At 34.1% G+C, this 22,516-nt stretch carries 24 protein-coding genes; 19 read left to right on the forward strand and 5 right to left on the reverse strand.

Annotated features, from left to right (window positions below):
- Positions 1–35 precede the first annotated feature (35 nt).
- On the forward strand, positions 36–821 hold the full coding sequence (locus OZP10_RS03350; protein ID WP_281633524.1) for a sulfite exporter TauE/SafE family protein: 786 nt from the start codon (positions 36–38) through the stop codon (positions 819–821).
- 89 nt (positions 822–910) lie between these two features.
- Here OZP10_RS03350 and OZP10_RS03355 read toward each other — a convergent pair whose 3' ends face one another.
- The 5 genes from OZP10_RS03355 to OZP10_RS03375 form a co-directional block, all read right to left on the reverse strand.
- Positions 911–1,297 (reverse strand): helix-turn-helix transcriptional regulator, encoded by a 387-nt coding sequence (locus OZP10_RS03355; RefSeq protein ID WP_281633525.1) that lies wholly within the window; start codon positions 1,295–1,297, stop codon positions 911–913.
- A gap of 241 nt (positions 1,298–1,538) precedes the next feature.
- Positions 1,539–1,943, reverse strand: coding sequence for a hypothetical protein (locus OZP10_RS03360; protein WP_281633526.1), 405 nt, complete (start codon positions 1,941–1,943; stop codon positions 1,539–1,541).
- A gap of 525 nt (positions 1,944–2,468) precedes the next feature.
- Positions 2,469–3,545, reverse strand: coding sequence for a cytochrome d ubiquinol oxidase subunit II (gene cydB, locus OZP10_RS03365; RefSeq protein WP_281633527.1), 1,077 nt, complete (start codon positions 3,543–3,545; stop codon positions 2,469–2,471).
- A 2-nt stretch (positions 3,546–3,547) separates the two neighbouring features.
- Positions 3,548–4,894 carry a cytochrome ubiquinol oxidase subunit I gene (locus OZP10_RS03370; RefSeq protein WP_281634746.1) on the reverse strand — a complete coding sequence of 449 codons (1,347 nt, stop codon included), beginning with the start codon at positions 4,892–4,894 and terminating at the stop codon, positions 3,548–3,550.
- Between the two features lie 387 nt (positions 4,895–5,281).
- Entirely contained in the window at positions 5,282–5,872 is a 591-nt protein-coding gene (locus OZP10_RS03375) for an HD domain-containing protein (protein WP_281633528.1), read from the reverse strand.
- Positions 5,873–6,076: 204 nt separating this feature from the next.
- On the opposite strand from OZP10_RS03375, the gene OZP10_RS03380 reads away from it, so the two are divergent.
- From OZP10_RS03380 to OZP10_RS03465, 18 genes are all read left to right on the forward strand, one after another.
- Entirely contained in the window at positions 6,077–7,492 is a 1,416-nt protein-coding gene (locus tag OZP10_RS03380) for an MBL fold metallo-hydrolase (protein ID WP_281633529.1), read from the forward strand.
- Positions 7,493–7,619: 127 nt separating this feature from the next.
- Positions 7,620–8,189 carry a YeeE/YedE family protein gene (locus OZP10_RS03385; protein ID WP_281633530.1) on the forward strand — a complete coding sequence of 190 codons (570 nt, stop codon included), beginning with the start codon at positions 7,620–7,622 and terminating at the stop codon, positions 8,187–8,189.
- Positions 8,190–8,199: 10 nt separating this feature from the next.
- Positions 8,200–8,676, forward strand: a complete 477-nt coding sequence (locus OZP10_RS03390) for a DUF6691 family protein (protein WP_281633531.1) — start codon at positions 8,200–8,202, stop codon at positions 8,674–8,676.
- A 23-nt stretch (positions 8,677–8,699) separates the two neighbouring features.
- Positions 8,700–9,218, forward strand: coding sequence for a GNAT family N-acetyltransferase (locus tag OZP10_RS03395; protein ID WP_281633532.1), 519 nt, complete (start codon positions 8,700–8,702; stop codon positions 9,216–9,218).
- Positions 9,219–9,397: 179 nt separating this feature from the next.
- Positions 9,398–10,975 carry a glycerol-3-phosphate dehydrogenase/oxidase gene (locus tag OZP10_RS03400; RefSeq protein ID WP_281633533.1) on the forward strand — a complete coding sequence of 526 codons (1,578 nt, stop codon included), beginning with the start codon at positions 9,398–9,400 and terminating at the stop codon, positions 10,973–10,975.
- A gap of 289 nt (positions 10,976–11,264) precedes the next feature.
- Positions 11,265–11,723, forward strand: coding sequence for a MarR family winged helix-turn-helix transcriptional regulator (locus OZP10_RS03405; protein ID WP_111426563.1), 459 nt, complete (start codon positions 11,265–11,267; stop codon positions 11,721–11,723).
- A 13-nt stretch (positions 11,724–11,736) separates the two neighbouring features.
- The gene (locus tag OZP10_RS03410; RefSeq protein WP_281633534.1) at positions 11,737–12,369 is read left to right on the forward strand and encodes an NAD(P)H-dependent oxidoreductase; all 633 of its coding nucleotides are present in this window, start codon (positions 11,737–11,739) and stop codon (positions 12,367–12,369) included.
- A 37-nt stretch (positions 12,370–12,406) separates the two neighbouring features.
- Entirely contained in the window at positions 12,407–12,973 is a 567-nt protein-coding gene (locus OZP10_RS03415; RefSeq protein ID WP_281633535.1) for a YceI family protein, read from the forward strand.
- A 207-nt stretch (positions 12,974–13,180) separates the two neighbouring features.
- On the forward strand, positions 13,181–14,461 hold the full coding sequence (locus OZP10_RS03420) for a hypothetical protein (RefSeq protein WP_281633536.1): 1,281 nt from the start codon (positions 13,181–13,183) through the stop codon (positions 14,459–14,461).
- 301 nt (positions 14,462–14,762) lie between these two features.
- Positions 14,763–16,163, forward strand: coding sequence for an anthranilate synthase component I family protein (locus tag OZP10_RS03425; protein WP_281633537.1), 1,401 nt, complete (start codon positions 14,763–14,765; stop codon positions 16,161–16,163).
- 107 nt (positions 16,164–16,270) lie between these two features.
- Positions 16,271–16,714, forward strand: a complete 444-nt coding sequence (locus OZP10_RS03430; protein WP_281633538.1) for a hypothetical protein — start codon at positions 16,271–16,273, stop codon at positions 16,712–16,714.
- A gap of 91 nt (positions 16,715–16,805) precedes the next feature.
- The gene (locus tag OZP10_RS03435; protein ID WP_281633539.1) at positions 16,806–17,372 is read left to right on the forward strand and encodes an anthranilate synthase component II; all 567 of its coding nucleotides are present in this window, start codon (positions 16,806–16,808) and stop codon (positions 17,370–17,372) included.
- A 94-nt stretch (positions 17,373–17,466) separates the two neighbouring features.
- Positions 17,467–18,459: an anthranilate phosphoribosyltransferase gene (gene trpD, locus OZP10_RS03440; protein ID WP_281633540.1), complete on the forward strand. Its 993-nt coding sequence runs from the start codon at positions 17,467–17,469 to the stop codon at positions 18,457–18,459.
- A gap of 86 nt (positions 18,460–18,545) precedes the next feature.
- Positions 18,546–19,331 (forward strand): indole-3-glycerol phosphate synthase TrpC, encoded by a 786-nt coding sequence (gene trpC, locus OZP10_RS03445; RefSeq protein WP_281633541.1) that lies wholly within the window; start codon positions 18,546–18,548, stop codon positions 19,329–19,331.
- 135 nt (positions 19,332–19,466) lie between these two features.
- On the forward strand, positions 19,467–20,099 hold the full coding sequence (locus OZP10_RS03450) for a phosphoribosylanthranilate isomerase (protein ID WP_281633542.1): 633 nt from the start codon (positions 19,467–19,469) through the stop codon (positions 20,097–20,099).
- 11 nt (positions 20,100–20,110) lie between these two features.
- The gene (gene trpB, locus OZP10_RS03455) at positions 20,111–21,292 is read left to right on the forward strand and encodes a tryptophan synthase subunit beta (RefSeq protein WP_281633543.1); all 1,182 of its coding nucleotides are present in this window, start codon (positions 20,111–20,113) and stop codon (positions 21,290–21,292) included.
- Positions 21,293–21,348: 56 nt separating this feature from the next.
- Complete coding sequence (locus tag OZP10_RS03460; RefSeq protein ID WP_111426573.1) at positions 21,349–21,669, forward strand: gamma-glutamylcyclotransferase family protein; 321 nt, start codon at positions 21,349–21,351, stop codon at positions 21,667–21,669.
- Positions 21,670–21,678: 9 nt separating this feature from the next.
- Positions 21,679–22,416 carry a carbon-nitrogen hydrolase family protein gene (locus OZP10_RS03465; protein WP_281633544.1) on the forward strand — a complete coding sequence of 246 codons (738 nt, stop codon included), beginning with the start codon at positions 21,679–21,681 and terminating at the stop codon, positions 22,414–22,416.
- The last annotated feature ends 100 nt before the right edge of the window (positions 22,417–22,516 follow it).

The raw sequence follows: 22,516 nt of genomic DNA on the forward strand, positions 1-22,516 counted from the left end.
AATTTCCGAGGCAACTTTGCATTAAAATAAATGCAATGGAATATTTAGGATTTTTTGCCTCAATCATAATCGGAATCTCGCTTGGCTTAATTGGTGGTGGCGGTTCTATTTTGACTATTCCAATTTTAGTTTATTTATTTGCAGTAAATCCTGATCAGGCTACTTCTTATTCTTTATTTATTGTCGGATTAACAGCATTGTTTGGAAGTTACAGCCATTATAAAATGGGGAATCTAAAACTGAAATCGGCATTGTATTTTGCTATTCCTTCTGTTATTTCAATTTTGATAATCCGTGAAGTAATCTTTCCCCAGATTGCATCAACATTGTTTTCTGTTGCTTCTTATACCGTTTCAAAAGATTTTCTTATTATGATTATCTTTTCCATTTTAATGATTACAGCAGCTATTTCTATGATTAAAAAAAATCAGCCCGAAATAACAGCAGTAGAAACCAATTATCCGCAACTTAGCTTAATTGGCTTTTTGGTCGGAATCGTAACTGGATTTCTAGGCGCTGGCGGCGGATTCTTGATTATTCCTGCGTTGCTTTTTTTCGCCAAACTGCCCATGAAACAAGCCGTTGGCACTTCTCTGTTAATCATTACCATAAATTCGTCAATAGGTTTTGTCGGAGATTTATACATTGGAACACCTATAAATTATACTTTTCTTTTAAGCGTTTCTGCAATGGCCTTAATCGGAATGATAATTGGAAGCCAACTTTCTAAAAAAATAGACGGCACAAAATTAAAACCTCTTTTTGGATGGTTTGTCCTCGTTATGGGATTTTATATCATTGCCAAAGAAGTTTTATTCTAACCGTAATCTCCAAGAACTTTTATTTAGTTTCACTTGTAGAGTAATCTTTGTCAAAGTTTAAAACTTTGACAAAGATGAAACTAAAACCTTCAAATCTCTCCAAACTTATCTTTATAACGTTCCAGTTCAATTTCGGTTCTCGAAAGCAGTTTTTCTAGCAACTGAATTTTGTCTTCATAAAGCTCTTTAAGAACCGAAGAATTATCGGCATTAATCAAAATACTGCCGTTATTGTTTCCTGTTATTTTGTTGTAATTATTAAAATATTTATCGTAATCAAAACTAATTATATCCTCAACGCTGACATCTAAAATCCTTCCTATTTCAACCAATTTTTCGTAACTCAAAGAAGTCTTTCCTTTTTCAATTTTACTGTAACCCGCCTGAGTTACACCTAACCTTTCTGCCATATATTCTTGAGTATAATTTTTTAACTCTCTAATGTTTCTAATCTTGTTTTTAATTGTTGTGGCCATAATTTTTTAATCTGATTTGGGGTCATGTATAGTTAAAACAGCCAGCCGTTAAATTACAACGGCTTAACTACACTTATTTTTGGGTATTATTATTATTGAAGCTTCATCAATAAAGAAATATGATAAGCATTTTTGTTAATTCTTTCTTTTTGTAATGAAATAACCGTACATCAAAGCTGCCATTATGAAAACAAAGTCATAACGGGAAATAGTAAATTCAAACATTTCTGATTTTTTTTTGTTAGGCAGTTCTTTTTACATTTCTTTCAAACTGAAGATCTAAATAGTAATCGATCTGTTTTCCAACCAATATACGGTCCTCTGGTGCTATTTTAGTTTTAATTTCTTTTTGGTAAATATCTTTAACAAAAAGAAAATACACAAACTCAGTTTTATCATTAAACCTCATTGCAATAATAAAAGCATAGCATAAAATTGATGGAATAATATAATAGAGATCCATTATATTAGAAAATAGCATACAATAATATGCAGCAGCAGTTACGGCGATAAAAGCGCCATTTTCAAGAAAATACTTTTTCTTTTTTTTGAGCAGTCCAAGTTCTTTAATTTCGTCAAATTGATACTGCCAGTTTTTAGATTTATAACGAAATCTAACCTCATCGGAAAAAATTGTTAAAGGCATAATTAAGTAGGTAAAATAGCTTTACGCTTTTAGTAAAAATGAATTGCTAAAAATTTTTTAGGGGGAAAAAATTCTTAGATACGCAATATTAAGCATTAACTGCTTTTTTTTCTTACAGTACAGCTTATAGAATATAACTATCAGTTGTAATTAAATCTTTCGTAAAAATTATCATACACTTTTAACTGCCAAAATATATTTATTTTTAAAAGGCAATAATTTGGGCGTTTCCTTCGGCCGGGCTATCCGCTTGTATCTTTTCCTTGCTAAAGAAGCAAGAAAAAGGATACCGCTCCTATCCCTAACGCAATATCGGGTCAAATGATCTTTTCGGTTTTAATATTTCCAATCAATTGCCTCCAGTTTTAACTGGAGGTAAAAAACATTTTAAAAAAAGGCTTTAGCCAAAACCGCAAAGTTTGGCTAAAGCCCAATTCAAATTCAAACAAAAAACCTCCAGTTAAAACTGGAGGCAATTCATATAGAATTTGTGAAAATTTGTGAAATTCGTGGCAAACAAAAAAATCAATGTTCCCCATACCCAATATCATCCATTTTCCCGCTAAAAACACGATATTGAATAATAAAATAAATAATCACGAGAAACAAAGCGATAAAAAACCAGCTCAAGCCAGCATTCAATCCGTATTCGTGAGCGGCGGTATTATATATCGTTAAAGACGGATTCACTTTATTGGTTGAAGGCAAAACATTTGGAAAAATCGAAACTGCTGTTGAGGCAAATCCTCCAACTAAAAACAAAGTCGAAAACAGAAATCCGTGACCGTCTTTTTTGAAGGAACGAACTTTGAACAATCCTGCAATTCCGACAAAAGTCATTAAAGGAAAAAACCAAAGAATTGGATTTTCGACGAAATTATGAAAGGGTTTCGGCTCGATAAAGTGCCAAATTCCCAAAGAAATAAAGACCAAAATCAACAGAACAAAGTTCAGTCTAAAAACTACATTTTTCAATTTCGGATTCAGCGCAGAATTTGTTTTATAAATAATCCAGTTTGCACCGTGAATCGTTAATGCGACAACACTCACGATTCCTAAGAAAAGCGTAAACCAGTCAATAATTCCCAATTCATCTGCTTGCGGACTAAAAGTAGGATTCCATAAAGGCAAAAAGAAAAAATGCGCTTCTTGCGTAGAAACTCCATTCTGAACCATTCCTAGATTAACACCGCGAACGATATTTCCTAAAGCAATTCCGAAGAAAAGAGCCAAAAGCAAACTCGCGATTCCGAAAGCTTTATCCCAAATGCTTTCCCACATGTGATTGTGAATTTGTCCGCGCATTTCCAATCCGATCGCACGGAAAATCAAAAGCCATAAAATCATAATCAAAGGCAGATAAAATCCGCTGAAAGATGATGCATATAAAGTCGGAAAAGCAAAAAACAAAACTCCTCCAGCTGCAATCAGCCAAACTTCATTGGCATCCCAAAACGGACCAATGGCATTGGTGATTGCTTTTTTATCTTTTTCTGTATCAGCAAAAAATAAATGAATAATTCCTGCACCAAAATCGTAACCGTCCAAAACTAGATAAACGGCCAGAATTCCCATTAAAACTACGTACCAAAAAAATTCCATACTTATATTTTTTCTGTTGAAAGTTCCACATGACGCGGACCTTTATTGATAATTTTTCCAACTAAAAGTAAAAACAGCATTCCCAGTAAAAGGTATAAACCAATAAAACCAAGTAGCGTAAATAAGGTATTTCCTGATGAAACCGTCGGTGAAGCTCCGGCTGCTGTTCTCAATAAATTGTAAACTAGCCAAGGCTGTCTTCCTAATTCTGCGGTATACCAACCCGTTGTATTGGCAATGTACGGAAACGGCATCATGAACATTAGAGACCATAAAATCCATTTGGTTTCAAACAATTTCCCTCTAATTAATTGAAAAAGCGAAAGCACCATCAATCCAATAAAAACTGTTCCGAGTCCGACCATAATATGATAGGCATAATACAAACCAGAAATATTGGTTGGGTGCAAGTCTTCTTCAAACTGATCTAAACCTTTTATTTCCTGATCCCAGTTTCCATAAGTCAGGAAACTTAGAATGTTTGGAACAGCGATTTTATTATCCAGTTTTTTATCTTTTACATCGGGCTGACCGATTAAGACAATTTCTGAACCTTTCTTTTCGGTATGAAAAATTCCTTCCATCGCAGCAAAAGTTACCGGTTGGTATTTCACTACATTTTTAGCCAGTAAATCTCCTGTTGGAACAGCCACAATGACACTCGAAATCAATCCGAAGATTACTCCCGTTTTAAGGAATAATTTCCCGAAATCAACATTCTTTTTACTTAAAATATAGAAAGCTCCAATTCCAGCCACAACAAAAGAACTCGTTACCAAAGAAGCGGCTTGATTGTGCAAATACGAAGGCCAAAGCCAAGGATTTAAGAATAAAGCTTGAAAATTATTTAGAACAAATTTTCCATCTTCGAGGATTTCATAACCAACTGGATTCTGCATCCAGGAATGTGTGGCAATAATTAGGTAACCACTCGCCCAAGAACCAATCATGATTAGCAATCCCGTTACAAAATGCCATTTATGCCCGAGAAGTTTTTCTCCGAACAAAAATAATCCAAGAAAAGAAGATTCGAGAAAGAAAGAGAACATTCCTTCCATTGCCAGCGTCTGACCAATGATTCCGCCAGTTAATTCAGAGAATTTTGCCCAATTGGTTCCAAATTGAAACTCCATCGGAATTCCCGTTACAACGCCCATTGCAAAATTGAGGGCGAAGATTTTCATCCAGAAATGGGTGGCGTGATTGTATTGTTCGTCTTTAGTCTTGAGATATTTCCACTTGAAGTACACAATGATCAACGAAAGACCCATTGTAAGTTGCGGAAAAAGATAATGAAAAGTGATCGTGAAGGCAAATTGCATTCGATCATAAAAGAGCATTTCTTCCATAATGGTAATTTGTTTATGAAGTTCCACAAATTTAACCATTAGAACCCGAATTAACCTCCTTTAAAAAAAGTTTATCACCCGATATTTGTTAAACTTTTCAACAATTTAAAGGGTAGAAATGACACTTGTCATTTTTTGAGTTAGGTACAGTTTGTCATTTCGAACGAAGAGAGAAATCTTCGCAAGAAGCTCGACAAAGATTTGACTTTCGTTACGGAGTTACTTGCGAAGATTTCTCCTTCGTCGAAATGACAAGATTACATATAGATTTACATGATCAAAAACATAACCCGTGGTTTCAACCACGGAAACGTATCGTGAATATGCATGAGTTCCTGCGGTTGAAACCGCAGGCTATGTTTGATTTTGATTGCTTGGCACTATTAGTTATTTCTCTAAAATACCTTTCTGAACACTTTCATTAATCAAACCTTCGGCATAATTCCATAATGATTCTGAACCATTTTTAATGACGCTTTTCTTTTCGTAAACTTTATCGTATTTCACTCCAAACTCTTTCCAAGTTCCGCCGTTGTTTGATGTATTTTGCAGCAAAGGCTCTAATCTGTCCATTGATCTTGCAAATTTGGCTTCGTTAGTTTCTCCTGCTTCAAATTCTTCCCAGATTGCAATTAGTTCTTTGGCTTGCTTTTCTGGCAGTAATCCAAAAATTCTATTTGCGGCTAAACGTTCTTCATCTGTTTTGTCATGACTTTTTACAGTATCATAAATAAAAACATCGCCTGCATCAATTTCGACAATATCATGAATCAAAACCATTTTTACGACTTTCAAAACATCAATCGGTTCATTGGAATGTTCTGCCAAAACAATTGCCATCAAGGCCAAATGCCAGCTGTGTTCTGCATCATTTTCGCATCGGTCGCTGTTGAACAATTTTGTCTTGCGCTGAATGTATTTTACTTTATCAATTTCTTTTATAAAAGCAATTTGATCTATTAAGTCCTGTGTGTTCATTTTCTTTTTTGTTTTAAAATGACATTCGTCATACGCAAAATTAAAGCTTAAAGCGTAATTGCTCAACTTAAAATTAAGTTATCTCAATCGAATATGGCAAACTGCGCTTTTTTTTACATAAAAACCTAATTTCTGTAACATTAGTCACCTATTTTTTTAAAAAACAAAGTTACCTTTGTAACCCATCATTTTACAATATCTATCATGAAAATAGAACAAATTTACACCGGATGCCTTGCTCAAGGTGCATACTATATCACTTCAAATGGTGAAGCGGCCATTATTGATCCGCTTAGAGAAATTCAGCCTTATCTGGATCGTTTAGAGCGTGATGGCGTTAAACTAAAATATATTTTTGAAACGCATTTTCACGCCGATTTCGTTTCAGGTCACGTTGATTTAAGCAAAGAAACTGGAGCTCCAATTGTTTACGGACCAAATGCTGCCTGCGAATTTGACTGCATTTCTGCAAAAGACGGACAGGAATTTAAAATCGGAAAAATAACCATTAAAGTTTTGCACACTCCTGGACATACTATGGAAAGCACTACTTTTTTACTGATTGATGAAAACGGGAAAGATCACGCTATTTTTTCTGGTGATACTTTATTTATCGGAGATGTTGGACGTCCAGATTTAGCGCAAAAAGCAGCTGGAATGACACAAGATCAATTGGCTGGAATTTTATATCATTCGTTAAGAGATAAAATCATGACTTTGGCTGATGACGTAATCGTTTATCCAGCGCATGGTGCAGGAAGCGCCTGCGGAAAAAACATGAGCAAAGAAACTGTTTCTACTATTGGAAATCAAAAAGCGACCAATTATGCTTTGCGAGCTAATATGACCGAAGAAGAGTTCATCAAAGAAGTAACTGACGGTTTATTGCCTCCTCCTGCCTATTTCAGCATGAATGTCGCGATGAACAAAGGTGGTTACGAAAGCTTTGAAACTGTTTTAAACAACGGAATGAAAGCTATAAACGTAAAAGATTTTGAAGCTGTAGCTGAAGAAACTGGCGCTTTAATTCTAGATACCAGAAGTGCTGTCGATTTTAGTAAAGGATTTATTCCACAGTCTATCAATATTGGAATCAATGGTGATTTTGCGCCGTGGGTTGGAACTTTAATTGCCGATGTAAAACAGCCAATTATATTGGTTACCGCCGCTGGCATGGAAGAAGAAACGGTAACTCGTTTAAGCCGTGTAGGTTTTGATACGATTATTGGACATTTGGAGGGAGGTTTTGAAGCTTGGCAAAATGCAGGTTTCGAAGTTGATACTGTAAATAGAATTACAGCAGAGCAATTTGCCAATGAATTTAAACTTGGCGAAGACAAAGTAATAGATATTCGTAAAGAAACAGAATACGAAGCAGAACATATTGACGATGCTTATAGCAAACCCCTAGCTTATATTAATGATTGGGTAAAAGACATTAATCCCAATGAGCATTTTTATCTGCATTGCGCAGGCGGTTACAGAAGCATGATAGCAGCTTCTATACTTCAAGCAAGAGGTTTCAGAAATTTCTCTGAAGTTGAAGGCGGTTTTGGAGCGATTTCTAAAACCAATGTCCCTAAATCAGATTTCGTATGCCAAAGCAAAACTCTCAATTAGATTTTTGCCACAGATTAAAATGATTAACACAGATAATAAATTTAATATATAATTAGCTTGCAGATTTACAGATTACAAAGAAAAAATCCTTTTTAATCTGTGAAATCTGTGGCAAAAAAACTAACAAATGAGTTTATTAGAAATAATAAGAGAACCATGGCCTTGGTACGTTGCAGGCCCGCTGATTGGATTAACTGTTCCAATTTTATTAATTATCGGAAACAAGTCTTTCGGGATTAGTTCTTCTCTTCGTCATATTTGTGCGGCTTGTATTCCCGCGAATATTTCGTTTTTTAAATACGACTGGAAAAAAGAAAGCTGGAATTTATTCTTTGTTTTAGGAATATTTCTAGGCGGTTTTATCACTGCTCATTTTTTATCGAATCCAAATCCTGTGGAGATTGCTCCTGAATTATCAGAGAAATTAGCCACCTACGGCATTACAGATCATAGTGGTTTAGTTCCTGCACAATTATTTTCTTGGGAAAGTTTATTAACGCTTCGCGGATTTATCATGATTGTCGTGGGCGGATTTTTAGTAGGCTTCGGAACTCGTTACGCTGGCGGATGCACAAGCGGACACGCGATTATGGGATTATCAAACTTACAATGGCCTTCATTGGTAGCTACTATCTGTTTTATGATTGGCGGTTTTGTAATGGCACTTTTGATTTTACCTTATATTCTTTCACTTTAAAATTTCAAAAATGAATTTAGAAAATAAAAATATAGACGGCGAAGGAATCAACGCAAGCCAGAAAAAAGAAACTGTATTAGGAAATCTTAAGTATTTAATCGTTGGAATCTTTTTCGGAATTGTATTTGTAAAAGCAGAAATCATCAGCTGGTTTCGTATTCAGGAAATGTTCAATCTAGAGTCATTTCACATGTATGGCGTAATTGGATGCGCTGTTGTTGTTGGATTAATATCGGTACAATTGATTAAAAAATTCAACATCAAAACTCTTGATGGCGAAAAAATCGAAATTCAGCCAAAAACTTTTAATAAAGGACAAATTTACGGCGGATTACTATTCGGTTTCGGATGGGCAATTACTGGAGCTTGTCCAGGTCCGCTTTTTGCTCAAATTGGCACAGGCGCTACTGTAATTGTAGTTACTTTATTAAGTGCAATTGCTGGAACTTGGGTTTATGGTTTGATTAAAGATAAATTGCCTCATTAATTTTTTATAAAGTAAATCCAAAAATGAATTCTACAGAACAGTTAGTATTACGAAAAGCAGCTCTTTCTGAAGTACCTGCAATTTGGGAAATACTGCAAGATGCAATTGAACAAAGACGATTAGACGGAAGCACGCAGTGGCAAGATGGTTATCCGAACGAACTTTCTATTAAAAGCGATATCGAAAATGGTTACGGATATGTTTTTACAGAAGATGAATCGATTCTGGCTTATGCGGCTATTATTTTTGATAAAGAGCCTGCTTACGAAAATATCGAAGGCAAATGGCTTACTGATGGCAATTATACTGTTGTGCATCGTGTAGCCGTTTCGAAATTGGCAAAAGGAAAGGGGATTGCAACAAAATTATTCCAAAGCATTGAAGGCTTATCTGTCGAAAATAAAATTTACAGTATAAAAGTAGACACAAACTTCGATAATACTCCGATGTTGAAAATTTTAGATAGATTAAAATATACGTATTGCGGAGAAGTCTATTTTAGAGGCTCTGCAAGAAAAGCATTTGAAAAACGATTGATATAAATAGACAATATATAAAATTGATAACCCGACTGGTTCTATGAATCTGTCGGGTTTGTTTTTGTTTCAAGTTTCACGTTTAACGTTGCCTACCGAAAACCTGAAACCTGAAACTTTTTTCTTCATCAATTTTTAATTTCATTTCGTTAAGTTTGCTTTAAACAAAAAGTCCCGTAAAAAATATGAATCGCTCAGAGCAGTTACTAAAACTACAAAATACAGAAAATTGGGACGTAATAATTATTGGTGGAGGTGCAAGCGGACTAGGAACTGCAATTGATGCGGCAAGTCGCGGCTACAAAACCATTTTATTTGAAGCGGTAGATTTTGCAAAAGGAACTTCCAGCCGAAGCACTAAACTAGTTCATGGCGGAGTACGCTATTTGGCTCAAGGAGACGTGCATTTAGTTAGAGAAGCATTAAAAGAACGAGGATTGTTGGCGCAAAACGCAAGTCATTTGGTAAAAAACCAATCTTTTGTTATTCCTAATTATCATTGGTTAAGCGGTTACTTTTACACTATTGGACTAAAAATCTATGATCTTTTATCTGGTGGTCTAAGTTTAGGTAGTTCAAAATATCTTTCGAAAAAGAAAACTATTGAAATGCTTCCTAACGTCGAAGAAAATGGTTTAGTAAATGGCGTAATTTATCACGATGGACAATTTGACGATTCTCGTCTTGCTGTCAATCTGGCTCAAACTGCGGTAGAAAACGGAGCTTGTGTTTTAAATTATACTAAGGTTGTTAATTTATTAAAAGACAATAACAATCAAGTAATTGGAGTTCAGGTTCAGGATCAAGAAAGCGGAATTAAATATGAACTTAAAGGTTCTACCATTGTAAATGCGACAGGAGTTTTTACAAATGCTATCATGAAGCTTAATGATAATGTTTATAAAAAATATATTGTTCCGAGTCAGGGAATTCATTTGGTTTTCGATAAATCATTTCTGCCTGGAGATCACGCCCTAATGATTCCGAAAACAAAAGATGGAAGAGTTTTATTTGCGGTTCCTTGGCATAATCGAGTTGTAGTTGGCACGACTGATACTTTAATAAAAAAACAAAGTTTAGAACCGATTGCTTTAGAAAGCGAAATTCAATTTGTACTTGAAACTGCACAGCGATTCTTGGCAAAAAAACCAGAAAGAAAAGATGTATTAGCTGTTTTTGCAGGTTTGCGTCCATTGGCAGCTCCAAAAGAAGAAGGTAAAAGCACCAAAGAAGTTTCTAGAAGCCATAAAATTATAGTTTCAGAAACTGGCCTCATTACCATTACAGGAGGAAAATGGACCACTTACCGAAAAATTGCTGAAGATATAATTGAGAAAGCCATCAAAACAGGTAAATTACCAAAGAGAAACTGTACAACAGAACATCTTTCTATTCACGGAAGTCAACCTACTACTTCATTTGATAGAGAAAATCACCTCTATATATATGGTACAGATATTTCGAAAATAATCGAGTTGCAAGAAAGCGAACCTGCATTAAAAGAAAAACTGCATCCTAATCACGAATTTACGATGGCAGAAGTTGTTTGGGCAATTCGCTACGAAATGGCACGAACTGTTGATGATATACTGGCAAGAAGAGTTCGTTTATTATTCTTAGATGCCAGAGCTGCAATTGAAGTTTCGGAAAAAACAGCAAGAGTAATTGCCAAAGAATTGGGACACGATGAAGCTTGGATAAACAATGAAATTGCTAATTTCAAGCAAATTGCGAAAGGTTTTCTGCTGTCTGAGTTCCAATAAATCGTGAAATGAGCTGATTTTGAATGTTTTTCAATTTAAAATTATCTTACAAAAAAGTTGTTCTCTAATTTTTCAGCCTAAAATTATTTTTAGACTTTAAAAAATCATTAAATAACAATATATCAATACATTACAACAAAAAATTAGCTTACTTTTATTCTTTAAAAGACCTCTATTAAGTTCTTTACAAAAGCGCATTTAAACAGATTAACAAAAAATTAACACAACACTTGTATATACAACTATTAAAAGCTATACATTTGTATATACAAATTATACACTTACGACTATGACAATTGAAGAGGTTATTAAGAGTACGGTTAAGATGGATAATGCGAAAAAAGTTATTCTGAATATCATGTACACGCAAAATGTGATTCAGGATCATTTCAACGAGTTGATCAAACCGTATGATTTATCTGGAGAACAGTACAATGTGTTGCGTATATTAAGAGGACAAAAAGGACAGCCTGCTAATATGTGCGTGATACAAGAGCGAATGCTTGCTAAAACAAGCAATACAACACGTTTGGTAGACAAATTATTATTGAAGGATTTTGTAACTCGAAATGTCTGTCCGGATAATCGAAGAAAAATTGAAGTTTCGATTACACAAAAAGGATTGGATGTTTTAAAAGAATTAGATCCTAAAGTAGATGAACACGAACAAACGTTTGCAAACAATTTAAAACCAGAAGAATTGGTTTTCTTAAATCAACTATTAGAAAAATATAGAACCAACAAATAAAATAATAAAAACTATGAGCAATTTCTTAGAAAATCAAAATTGGAGATACGCAACTAAACAGTTTGATGCTTCAAAAAAGATATCAGACGCTGATTTAAATACACTAAAAGAAGCCGTTAGATTAAGTGCTTCTTCATACGGATTACAACCTTACAAAGTAATTATTGTTGAAAATCCAGAATTGAGAGAAAAATTAAAAGGTGCAGCTTGGGGACAAACTCAAATTACTGATGCTTCTCACCTATTCATTTTTGCAAATGATTTAAGCCTTGATGCAGGTTCTGTTGACAAATACATCAATAATATTAGCGAAGTTAGAGGTGTTCCAGCAGAAGCTTTAGGAGGATTCAGCGATATGATGAAAAATGTAATTTCAAATTTATCTGAAGATGCAAAACACATTTGGACTGCAAAACAAACGTATTTAGCTTTAGGAAACTTATTAAACGCTGCTGCCGAATTAAAAATTGACGCAACTCCTATGGAAGGTTTCAATGCGGCTCAATTTAATGAAATCTTAGGTTTCGATAAATTAGGTTTAAACGCTTCAGTTATTGCAACTGTAGGTTACAGACATGATGACGACAAATCTCAGCACCAGAAAAAAGTTAGAAAATCACACGAGGAATTATTTATCACACTATAATTATTTATTAATCAAATTCAAATTTAATTTTAAAAACATGAAAAATTTAAAAACTATTGCAATAGCATTATTCGTAGCAGCAGCTGGCATCTCAGTAAACGCTCAAACTAAAAAAATCGACGTAAAAGCATCTACTATTAAATGGGTAGGCAAAAAAGTAACTGGAGAGCACTCTGGAACTGTAAACTTCAAAGATGGTGCTGTTATTTTTAAAGGAAAAAAATTAGCTGGTGGTAACTTTACAGTTGATATGACTTCATTAACTTCTACAGATTTAACTGGAGAATACCAAGGAAAATTAAACGGTCACTTAAAAGCTGACGATTTCTTCGGAACTGACAAATTCCCAACTTCAAAATTAGTTTTCAAAACTATCGGTGCAAAATCTGCTGACGTTTATACTGTAACTGCAGATTTAACTATCAAAGGAATTACTAAACCAGTAACTTTTGATATCACTGTAAAAGGAAATACTGCTACAACTGCTTTCAAAGTTGACAGAACTAAATACGATATTAAATACAACTCTGGTAACTTCTTCGAAAACTTAGGAGACAAAACCATCAATGACGATTTCGAATTGACAGTAGCTTTAAAATTCTAATATTTAGGCCTTACTAATTCAGAAATACAGTAGACCCCGACAGTTTTAAACTGTCGGGGTTTATTTTTAAAAAAACTTTTCAAAACCTTAACCTTCTTAATAATATAATAACTCTTTCGTAATAAGTATCAGGACTTTGATTAACATACGGCTTCTATTTTTGGGGCAATTAAAAAAAATCAAAAACTAGAAATCAAAGTCATAGTTATGAAAACAAAACTACATATTGCATGCATACTCTTCATTATCAGCTTTTTCGCACAAGCTCAGCAACAGCCAAAAGGAATAACTGGTACTACAAACTGGATGACCAACTGGACAAGCTTTAGACCGGCTGCTAATGACTATGGCGAAGCAACCAATATAATTGCTGGAACAATTGATAAAGACACGCGATTAGTAAAGCGTAATATCTATCATTTAGTTGGTGTTGTGTATGTTACAAACAATGCAACTTTGACTATTGAGCCTGGAACTGTTATTCGCGGCGATGATAAAACCTGCGGAACTTTAGTAATTACAAATGGTGCAAAAATTATGGCCGAAGGACTAGAAACTGACCCAATTGTTTTTACATCTGAAAATGAAATAAATAACAGAAAACCTGGTGACTGGGGCGGAATCATTGTTTTAGGAAAAGCTCCTATAAATTCTTTAGGAGGCATTCATACTTTGCCTTTCGATTTAGATCCAACTTTAAATCATTATGGAGGTCAAGATCCAGAGGATAATTCTGGAGTTATGAAATATGTGAGAATCGAATATGCTGGTAGAAAATTAAGTGCATCAAAAGAATTAAACGGTCTTTCTCTTGCTGGCGTTGGAAGAAAAACAACAGTTAGCCATGTTCAAATTAGTTATTCAAATGATGATTCTTTTGAATGTTATGGCGGAGATTTGAATCTAAGCAATTTAGTTTCATACCGAACAACAGACGACGATTTTGATTTTACGCAAGGTGCCCAAATTAATATCTCAAACAGTATTGCCATTCGTCACCCATTTTCTTCAGATATTTCGGGATCAAGATGTTTTGAGGTCGATTCATACGAGAAAGTTGCTACTACAGATATGACTAAAAAAATGACTAAAATTAATGCAAGCAACATCACTTTGGTTAATTTAGAAGAAAACAATCAAGGTTTGGTTAGAGAATCTGCTTACATTAGAGAAAATACTTTTTTCAACTTAACTAATAGTGTCGTTTCTGGGTTTGCTCCTTTCATTTTATTGGAAGGAAATATCGGAAATGGTGAAGCCAATCTATCAAAAATTACTTTTAAAAACGTTGTGGCAAATAATTGCCAAGGTGAAATTGAAAGTGAATCTGGAAGCAATATTCCAGGTATAAAAAACTATTATGGAAACCCAGCTTACGGAATAGAATATACAAAAATAAAACTTAACGAGTTATTTGCGCTTCCAAACATCAAAGGAAATCCAGATTTCAGATTAAATGTAAACAACACTATAGCAAGTGGAAACTAAGGAGTTAAAGAAGCATTCCGAATTAAAATTTAACAAATTTTACAGATTCGAAAAGTTTTTTTTCAAATTTTATGTACTCTAATTAAAATTACATTTATATCTTTGTCACATCAAAATAAAGAAATGAGAACAATTTTAAACAATACTTGGTGGTGGAGCAATTTACGTCAGACGTCGTGAACGAAGCTTCCTATGGTATTGTAAGAAATATAAAAATATAAAGGGCTTGTCATCACGACAAGCCCTATTTTTTTGATCAAAACCGAAACATAAATTAACAACACATAAAAAACTATATATTTTGAAACCTTTTATTCTTAATACACATTACAAACAAATTCTGGCAGATACTGTTACGCCAGTAAGCATTTATTTCAAAATCAGAGATAAATTTCCAAATAGTTTATTGCTAGAAAGTAGTGATTATCACGGAAATGATAACAGTTTCTCTTATATCTGCTGCAATCCTATCGCTACAATTAAAATCGAAAATGAAACAATCTCAAAAACATTTCCTGATGGAACTTCTGAGAAAACGTTAATCGATGCTTCAACAAATATTCCTCAGGTAATTCAGGAATTTTCAAGTCAGTTTCAATCAGAAAAAAATGATTTTAAATTCATTAATAATGGTTTGTTTGGTTACATTTCTTATGATGCTGTTCGTTACTTCGAAAAAGTTTCAATTGCAAAAAAAGACAATGCAACTTCAATTCCAGACGTTTTTTATGCAGTATATCAAAACATTATCGCGATTAACCACTTCAAAAACGAAGCTTATATTTTCTGCCACAGCGTAGATAATAAAAATAATATTGCTGAAATCGAGCAATTACTTCAATCTAGAAATATTGCTTCTTATAAATTTTCTAAAGAAGGTGAAGGTTTCTCTAATTTAACCGATGAAGAATTTAAAGCAAATGTGGCTTTAGCGAAAAAACACTGCTACCGCGGAGATGTTTTTCAATTGGTTCTTTCTCGCCGATTTACTCAAGGTTTCAAAGGAGACGAATTTAATGTATACAGAGCCTTAAGAAGCATTAACCCTTCTCCATATTTATTCTTTTTTGATTATGGAGATTTCAAAATATTCGGTTCTTCTCCTGAAGCACAAATTATTGTAAAAAATAGAAAAGCTGAAATTCACCCAATTGCTGGAACTTTCAAAAGAACAGGAAATGATGAGCGTGATGCACTTTTAGCAAAAGAGCTTTCTGAAGATAAAAAAGAAAACAGCGAACATGTTATGCTGGTTGACTTAGCTAGAAACGATTTAAGCAGAAACGGACATGATGTAAATGTAGAAAAATACAGAGAAGTTCAATTTTTCTCTCACGTAATTCACTTAGTTTCTAAAGTTACGGGACATTTACACGATAAAGCAACTACAATGCAAGTTGTAGCAGATACTTTTCCAGCAGGAACTTTAAGCGGCGCACCAAAACACAGAGCGATGCAATTAATAGAAGAATGCGAAAAGACAAATCGTAACTTCTACGGAGGTGCAATCGGAGTTATGGATTTTGAAGGAAACTTTAACCACGCCATTATGATTCGAACTTTCCTTTCTAAAAATCACCAATTGCATTGTCAAGCAGGAGCTGGAATCGTAGCGAGCTCTGACGAAGAAAGCGAAATGCAGGAAGTTTACAATAAGTTAAGAGCCTTGAATACAGCACTAGAAATGGCAGAACAGATTTAGTTTCAAGTTTTTTTAGTTTCAAGTTTCAAGTTAGGAAACTTAGAACCTCAGAACCTTAGCAACTTAGAACCTTAAACAATTAAAAACAAACCATAAAACCACAAACTATGAAAAAAGCAGTATCAATTTTAGTTTTAATCATTACCCTTAGTTCTTGCAATTCAGAAAAAAAACAAAATCCGATTGAGGGAACCTGGCGTCTTATATCAGCTGAAACGACAGAGAAAGATTCAACGTTCTCGACTTTCAATTCAAAAACAAAAATGATTAAAATTATTAACGATACACATTTTGCCTTTTTTAATCATGATTTAAAACACGGAAAAGATACAACAGCAGCATTATTCTTTGGCGGAGGCGGAAAATATACTTTAAAAGATAGTGTTTATACAGAACATTTAGAATTTTTCAACAACCGCGATTGGGAAGACAATAAATTTGAATTTGTAGTGAAAGTTCAAAACGACACCTTAATTCAAAAGGGAATAGAAAAAGTAGAAAAATTAGGCGTAGATCGTGTTATAGTAGAAAAATACGTTCGAGAGAAATAAAAAAAATTTAGTTTCAAGTTTTCTTTGTTTCAAGTTTCAAGTTAGGAAACTTAGAACCTCAGAACCTTAGCAACTTAGAACCTTAAAAAAAATGAAAAAGATTTTAGTTATAGACAATTACGATAGTTTCACTTACAATTTAGTGCACTATTTAGAAGATTTAGATTGCGAAGTTACTGTTTACAGAAACGACGAATTTGATATTGATGAAATTGCTGGTTTTGAAAAGATATTGCTTTCGCCAGGACCTGGAATTCCTGATGAAGCTGGTTTATTAAAAGCAGTAATCGAAAAATACAGTCCAACAAAAAGTATTCTTGGCGTTTGTTTAGGACAACAGGCAATTGGAGAAGTTTTTGGAGGAACGCTTTCCAACCTTGACAAAGTATATCACGGCGTTGCAACAAATGTAAAAACTTTAGTAGACGACGAAATTTTATTTGAAGGTTTAGGAAACGAGTTCGAAGTTGGAAGATACCATTCTTGGGTTGTTGACAATAATTTACCTGAAGATTTAGAAGCGACTTCGGTAGATGAAAATGGACAAATTATGTCTTTACGTCACAAAAATTATGATGTAAGAGGCGTTCAATTTCACCCAGAAAGCGTTTTAACACCAAACGGAAAAAGGATTCTAGAGAATTGGATTAAGAGTTAATTTTTGTTTCAAGTTTCAAGTGTTGGAACCTGAAACCTGAAAAATAAACCTTAGAATCTTAGCATCTTAGAACCTTAGCAACTTAAAAGAAAAAATGAAAACTATATTAAATAAATTAATCAACCACGAAGTTCTTACTAAAGAAGAAGCAAAAAGCGTATTGATTAATATTTCAAGCGGTCAGTATAATCCAAGTCAGATTTCGGCATTTTTGACTGTTTTTATGATGCGAAGCATTACAATTGACGAACTTTCGGGCTTTCGTGAAGCTTTATTAGACTTATGTATTCGTGTCGATTTATCAGCCTATAATACCATCGATTTGTGTGGAACGGGCGGTGATGGAAAAGACACTTTCAATATCTCCACTTTAGCTTCTTTTGTATCTGCCGGAGCAGGAATAAAAGTAGCAAAACACGGAAATTACGGAGTTTCATCTATCTCTGGATCAAGCAACGTAATGGAAAAAATGGGAATTAAATTCAGTAATGATCCTTCATTTTTAGAAAAATGTATTGATCAAGCTGGAATCTGTGTTTTGCACGCTCCCCTATTTCACCCTGCGATGAAAAATGTTGGACCAATTAGAAAAGAATTGGCAGTAAAAACATTCTTTAATATGTTAGGTCCAATGGTAAATCCGTCATTCCCACAAAATCAATTGGTTGGGGTTTTCAACTTAGAATTGGCTAGAATGTATGCGTATTTGTATCAAAATACCGATGTGAATTTTACCATCTTACATTCGCTTGACGGATATGATGAAATTTCATTAACTGGTCCGACAAAAACAATTTCTAATCACATGGAAGGAATGTTGAATCCAGAAGATTTTGGCATTCATCTTTTATCTCAAACTGAAATCGAAGGTGGAAAAACCATCGAAGAATCAGCTGAAATTTTTACGAATATCATTTCAGGAAAAGGAAACGAAGCTCAAAATAATGTAGTTTGTGCGAATGCAGCAATGGCAATTTCAACTGTTACCAAATGTTCTCCAAAGGAAGGATTTGAATTAGCAAAAGAAAGTCTATTGTCAGGGAAAGGACATCAAGCATTAAAAAAATTACAAGAATTAAGTAAATAAAATTTTGTTTCAAGTTTCAGGTTTCAAGTTATTTTAAACGTTCTACATCTTGAAACATAAAACTTGAAACATGAAACAACACAACAATGAACATTTTAGATAAAATAATAATAGATAAAAAACGAGAAGTTGTTCTAAAAAAATCGATCATTCCAGTTTCTCAATTGGAAGCTTCAGTCTTCTTTGGAAAACAAACCATTTCTCTTAGTCAGAAATTAAAAGAAAGTAATTCTGGAATTATTGCCGAACATAAACGTCGTTCGCCTTCAAAATCAATCATCAACAATAATTTTACGGTTGAAGAAGTAGTAAAAGGTTATGAAAATGCAGGCGCTTGCGGAATCTCAGTTTTAACCGACGGAAAATATTTCGGTGGTTCTTTAGACGATTTGCTTTTAGCTCGAGCTTCAGTCAATATTCCACTTTTGCGAAAAGAATTTATTGTTGACGAATACCAAATTCTTGAAGCAAAAGCACATGGAGCCGATTTAATTCTTTTAATCGCAGCCGTTTTAACGCGTGAAGAAATCAAATCATTATCTGAATTTGCAAAAAGTTTAGGTTTAGAAGTTCTTTTAGAAGTTCACAATCAAGAAGAACTAGAAAAATCGATTATGCCAACTTTAGACATGATTGGTGTGAATAACAGAAACTTAAAAACATTCGAAGTAAGTCTTGATTTCAGTAAAGAATTAGCATCACAAATTCCGAATGATTTTGTAAAAGTATCAGAAAGCGGTATTTCATCAGTAGAAGCCATTCAAGAACTAAAACCATACGGTTACAAAGGTTTCCTAATTGGAGAAAACTTCATGAAAACCGACAACGCAGGTCAAGCCGCAACGGATTTTATTAAAAATCTGGGCGTTTAAAAAATAGCCACGAATTCACGAATTTAATTTACAATCATTCGTGAATTCGTGGCGGAAAAACTTTGCGAACTTTTTCGCATTATAAACACAAAACAAAAAATCTTAGCGCACTTTGCGGTAAAAAAACACAACGAAATGAAACTCAAAATATGCGGCATGAAATATCCCGAAAACATACTCGAAGTAGGTGCACTCCTACCCGATTATATGGGATTTATTTTCTGGGAAAAATCCGCACGATATTTTAACGGAACTATTCCTGAACTTATTGAAACAATCAAAAAAGTAGGTGTTTTTGTCAATCAAACTCAGGAAGAAATTCTGGAAAAAGTAACAAAATACAATTTACAAGCCGTTCAATTACACGGAAATGAATCGGTTGAATTTTTAACGGAATTAAAAAATCAATTGCCAAAGAAAATCGAAATCATAAAAGTATTTTCAGCCGATGAAAATTTTGATTTTGAAACAATTACACCTTTTGAAAATGTCTGCGATTATTTTCTATTTGACACCAAAGGAAAATTACCCGGCGGAAATGGAACAACTTTCGACTGGACCATATTAAAAAAATACAATTCGAAAAAGCCTTTCTTTTTGAGCGGTGGCATCGGAATGAATGAATTAAAAGCCATTGAAGAAATTTCAAAAACCAAATTACCTATTTATGCAGTCGATGTAAATAGTAAATTTGAAATCGAACCAGGGCTGAAAAATAAAAATCTATTTAGCAACTTCAAACGCAAATTTGATGTTGCCAACTTTTAAAATTTAAAAAAATGAGTTTTAACGTTAACGAAAAAGGATATTACGGAGAATTTGGAGGAGCTTATATTCCAGAAATGCTGTATCCAAATGTAGAAGAATTACGTCAGAAGTATTTAAGCATAATGGATGAACCTGATTTTAAAGCAGAGTTCAATCAATTGTTGAAAGATTATGTTGGACGCCCTAGTCCGTTGTATTTTGCAAAACGTTTATCTGAAAAATACAACACCAAAGTTTATCTAAAAAGAGAAGACTTAAACCATACCGGAGCGCACAAAGTAAACAATACTATCGGGCAAATTTTACTTGCAAAACGTCTAGGCAAAAAAAGAATTATTGCCGAGACTGGAGCTGGCCAACATGGTGTAGCAACAGCAACCGTTTGTGCTTTGATGGGAATTGAGTGTATTGTTTATATGGGAGAAATTGACATTGCACGTCAGGCTCCAAACGTAGCGCGTATGAAAATGTTAGGCGCAGAAGTTCGTCCAGCGCTTTCAGGCTCTAGAACTTTAAAAGATGCTACAAACGAAGCAATCCGCGATTGGATTAATAATCCTGTAGACACACATTATATTATTGGATCAGCAATTGGACCACATCCTTATCCAGATATGGTAACGCGTTTTCAAAGTATCATTTCAGAAGAAATTAAATGGCAGTTAAAAGAAAAAGAAGGTCGTGAAAACCCTGATTATGTAGTAGCTTGTATTGGTGGCGGAAGTAATGCTGCAGGAACTTATTATCACTTTTTGCACGAACCGGAAGTTGGAATCATTGCAGTTGAAGCAGCTGGAAAAGGAGTTGATAGCGGACACAGTGCTGCAACAAGCAAACTAGGAAAAGTGGGTGTTATTCACGGCTGTAAAACGCTTTTAATGCAAACTCCTGACGGACAAATTACAGAACCATATTCTATTTCAGCTGGATTAGATTATCCTGGAGTTGGCCCATTACACGCTCATTTGGCACAAACAGGACGTGGCGAATTTTTCTCTGTAACCGATGATGATGCTATGAATGCAGGTTTACAGCTTACGAAATTAGAAGGAATTATACCAGCTATAGAAAGTGCTCACGCATTTGCGGTTCTAGATCAAAAGAAATTCAAACCTGAAGACGTTGTCGTAATCAGTCTTTCTGGACGTGGCGATAAAGATTTAGATAATTACATTGATTACTTTAAATTGTAATAAAAGTATTAATTTGCACCTCTCTAATCGCAACTATTAACGAGAAAAATATAATTATGGAAAAGTTATTCTCATACGGAACATTAAGATCTAAACAAGTTCAAATGCAGATTTTTAAAAAAGTATTAGTAGGAACTCCAGATCAGCTCTTGGGTTATAAACTAAAAAGTTTACAAATCGAAGAAGAATTTGGAATGGCAGATTATGTGGTAGCAATTGCAAGTGAAAACGCCGAAGAAAATATACATGGCGTAGTTTTTAATGTTTCTAATGCAGATTTAGCAAAAGTCGATTTATTCGAATCTAATTCGTATCGAAGAGTTCAGGTTAAATTGAAATCTGGGACAGTTGCTTGGGTTTATACCGAAAATAAATAATTTACAAAAATGATTTTAGCAGCGGCGCAGACAAAACCAAAACGCGGAAATATTGCTTCAAATTTATTAAATCATTATCAGCTTATTGAATTGGCTGCACAAAACGGAGCTCAATTAATCGTTTTCCCAGAAATGTCAATTACAGGATATGAAAGAGAAAATGCTTTAGAATTGGCTTTCGTCGAAGATGATTATAGAATAGATCATTTGAAAGATTTGGCAACCGATAATAATATTGTCATTATTGCTGGTGCCCCAATTTTAATTGAAAATCAGTTGTTTATTGGGCAATACATTATTGCTCCCAACGATTCGGTTTCTATTTACACAAAGCAGTTTTTACATGAAGGCGAAGATGAATTTTTCCAGTCTTCATTTGAAAATAATCCGATGGTTAAGATTGAAGATCAAAACATTGCATTTGCGATTTGTGCTGATATTGATAATCCAAAGCATCCTGAAAATGCTGCAAAAAATAACGCAGACATTTATATTGCGAGCATTTTCTTTTCGCCAAATGGAATTCCGAATGCGTACAGAGATTTACAAAATTACGCCGAAAAGCATCAAATGAATGTTTTGATGTCCAATTTCAGCGGAGAATCTTGGGGTTCGCCTTCGGCTGGACAAAGCGCTTTTTGGAATAACAAAGGTGAATTAGTTGCCCAAATGAATGACTCTGACTCTGGATTGTTATTGGTTGAAAAACAAAATGATAATTGGATAAGTAAAATCAGAACAGTTTAAGTTCCTGCAAGGTTTTCAAAACCTTGTAGGTATAATTAAATTACATAAAATAAGAAACCTACAAGGTTTTAAAAACCTTGCAGGAGAAAAACATACTAAA

This window comes from Flavobacterium luteolum (genome assembly GCF_027111275.1).
In the GTDB taxonomy this organism is placed as follows: domain Bacteria; phylum Bacteroidota; class Bacteroidia; order Flavobacteriales; family Flavobacteriaceae; genus Flavobacterium; species Flavobacterium luteolum.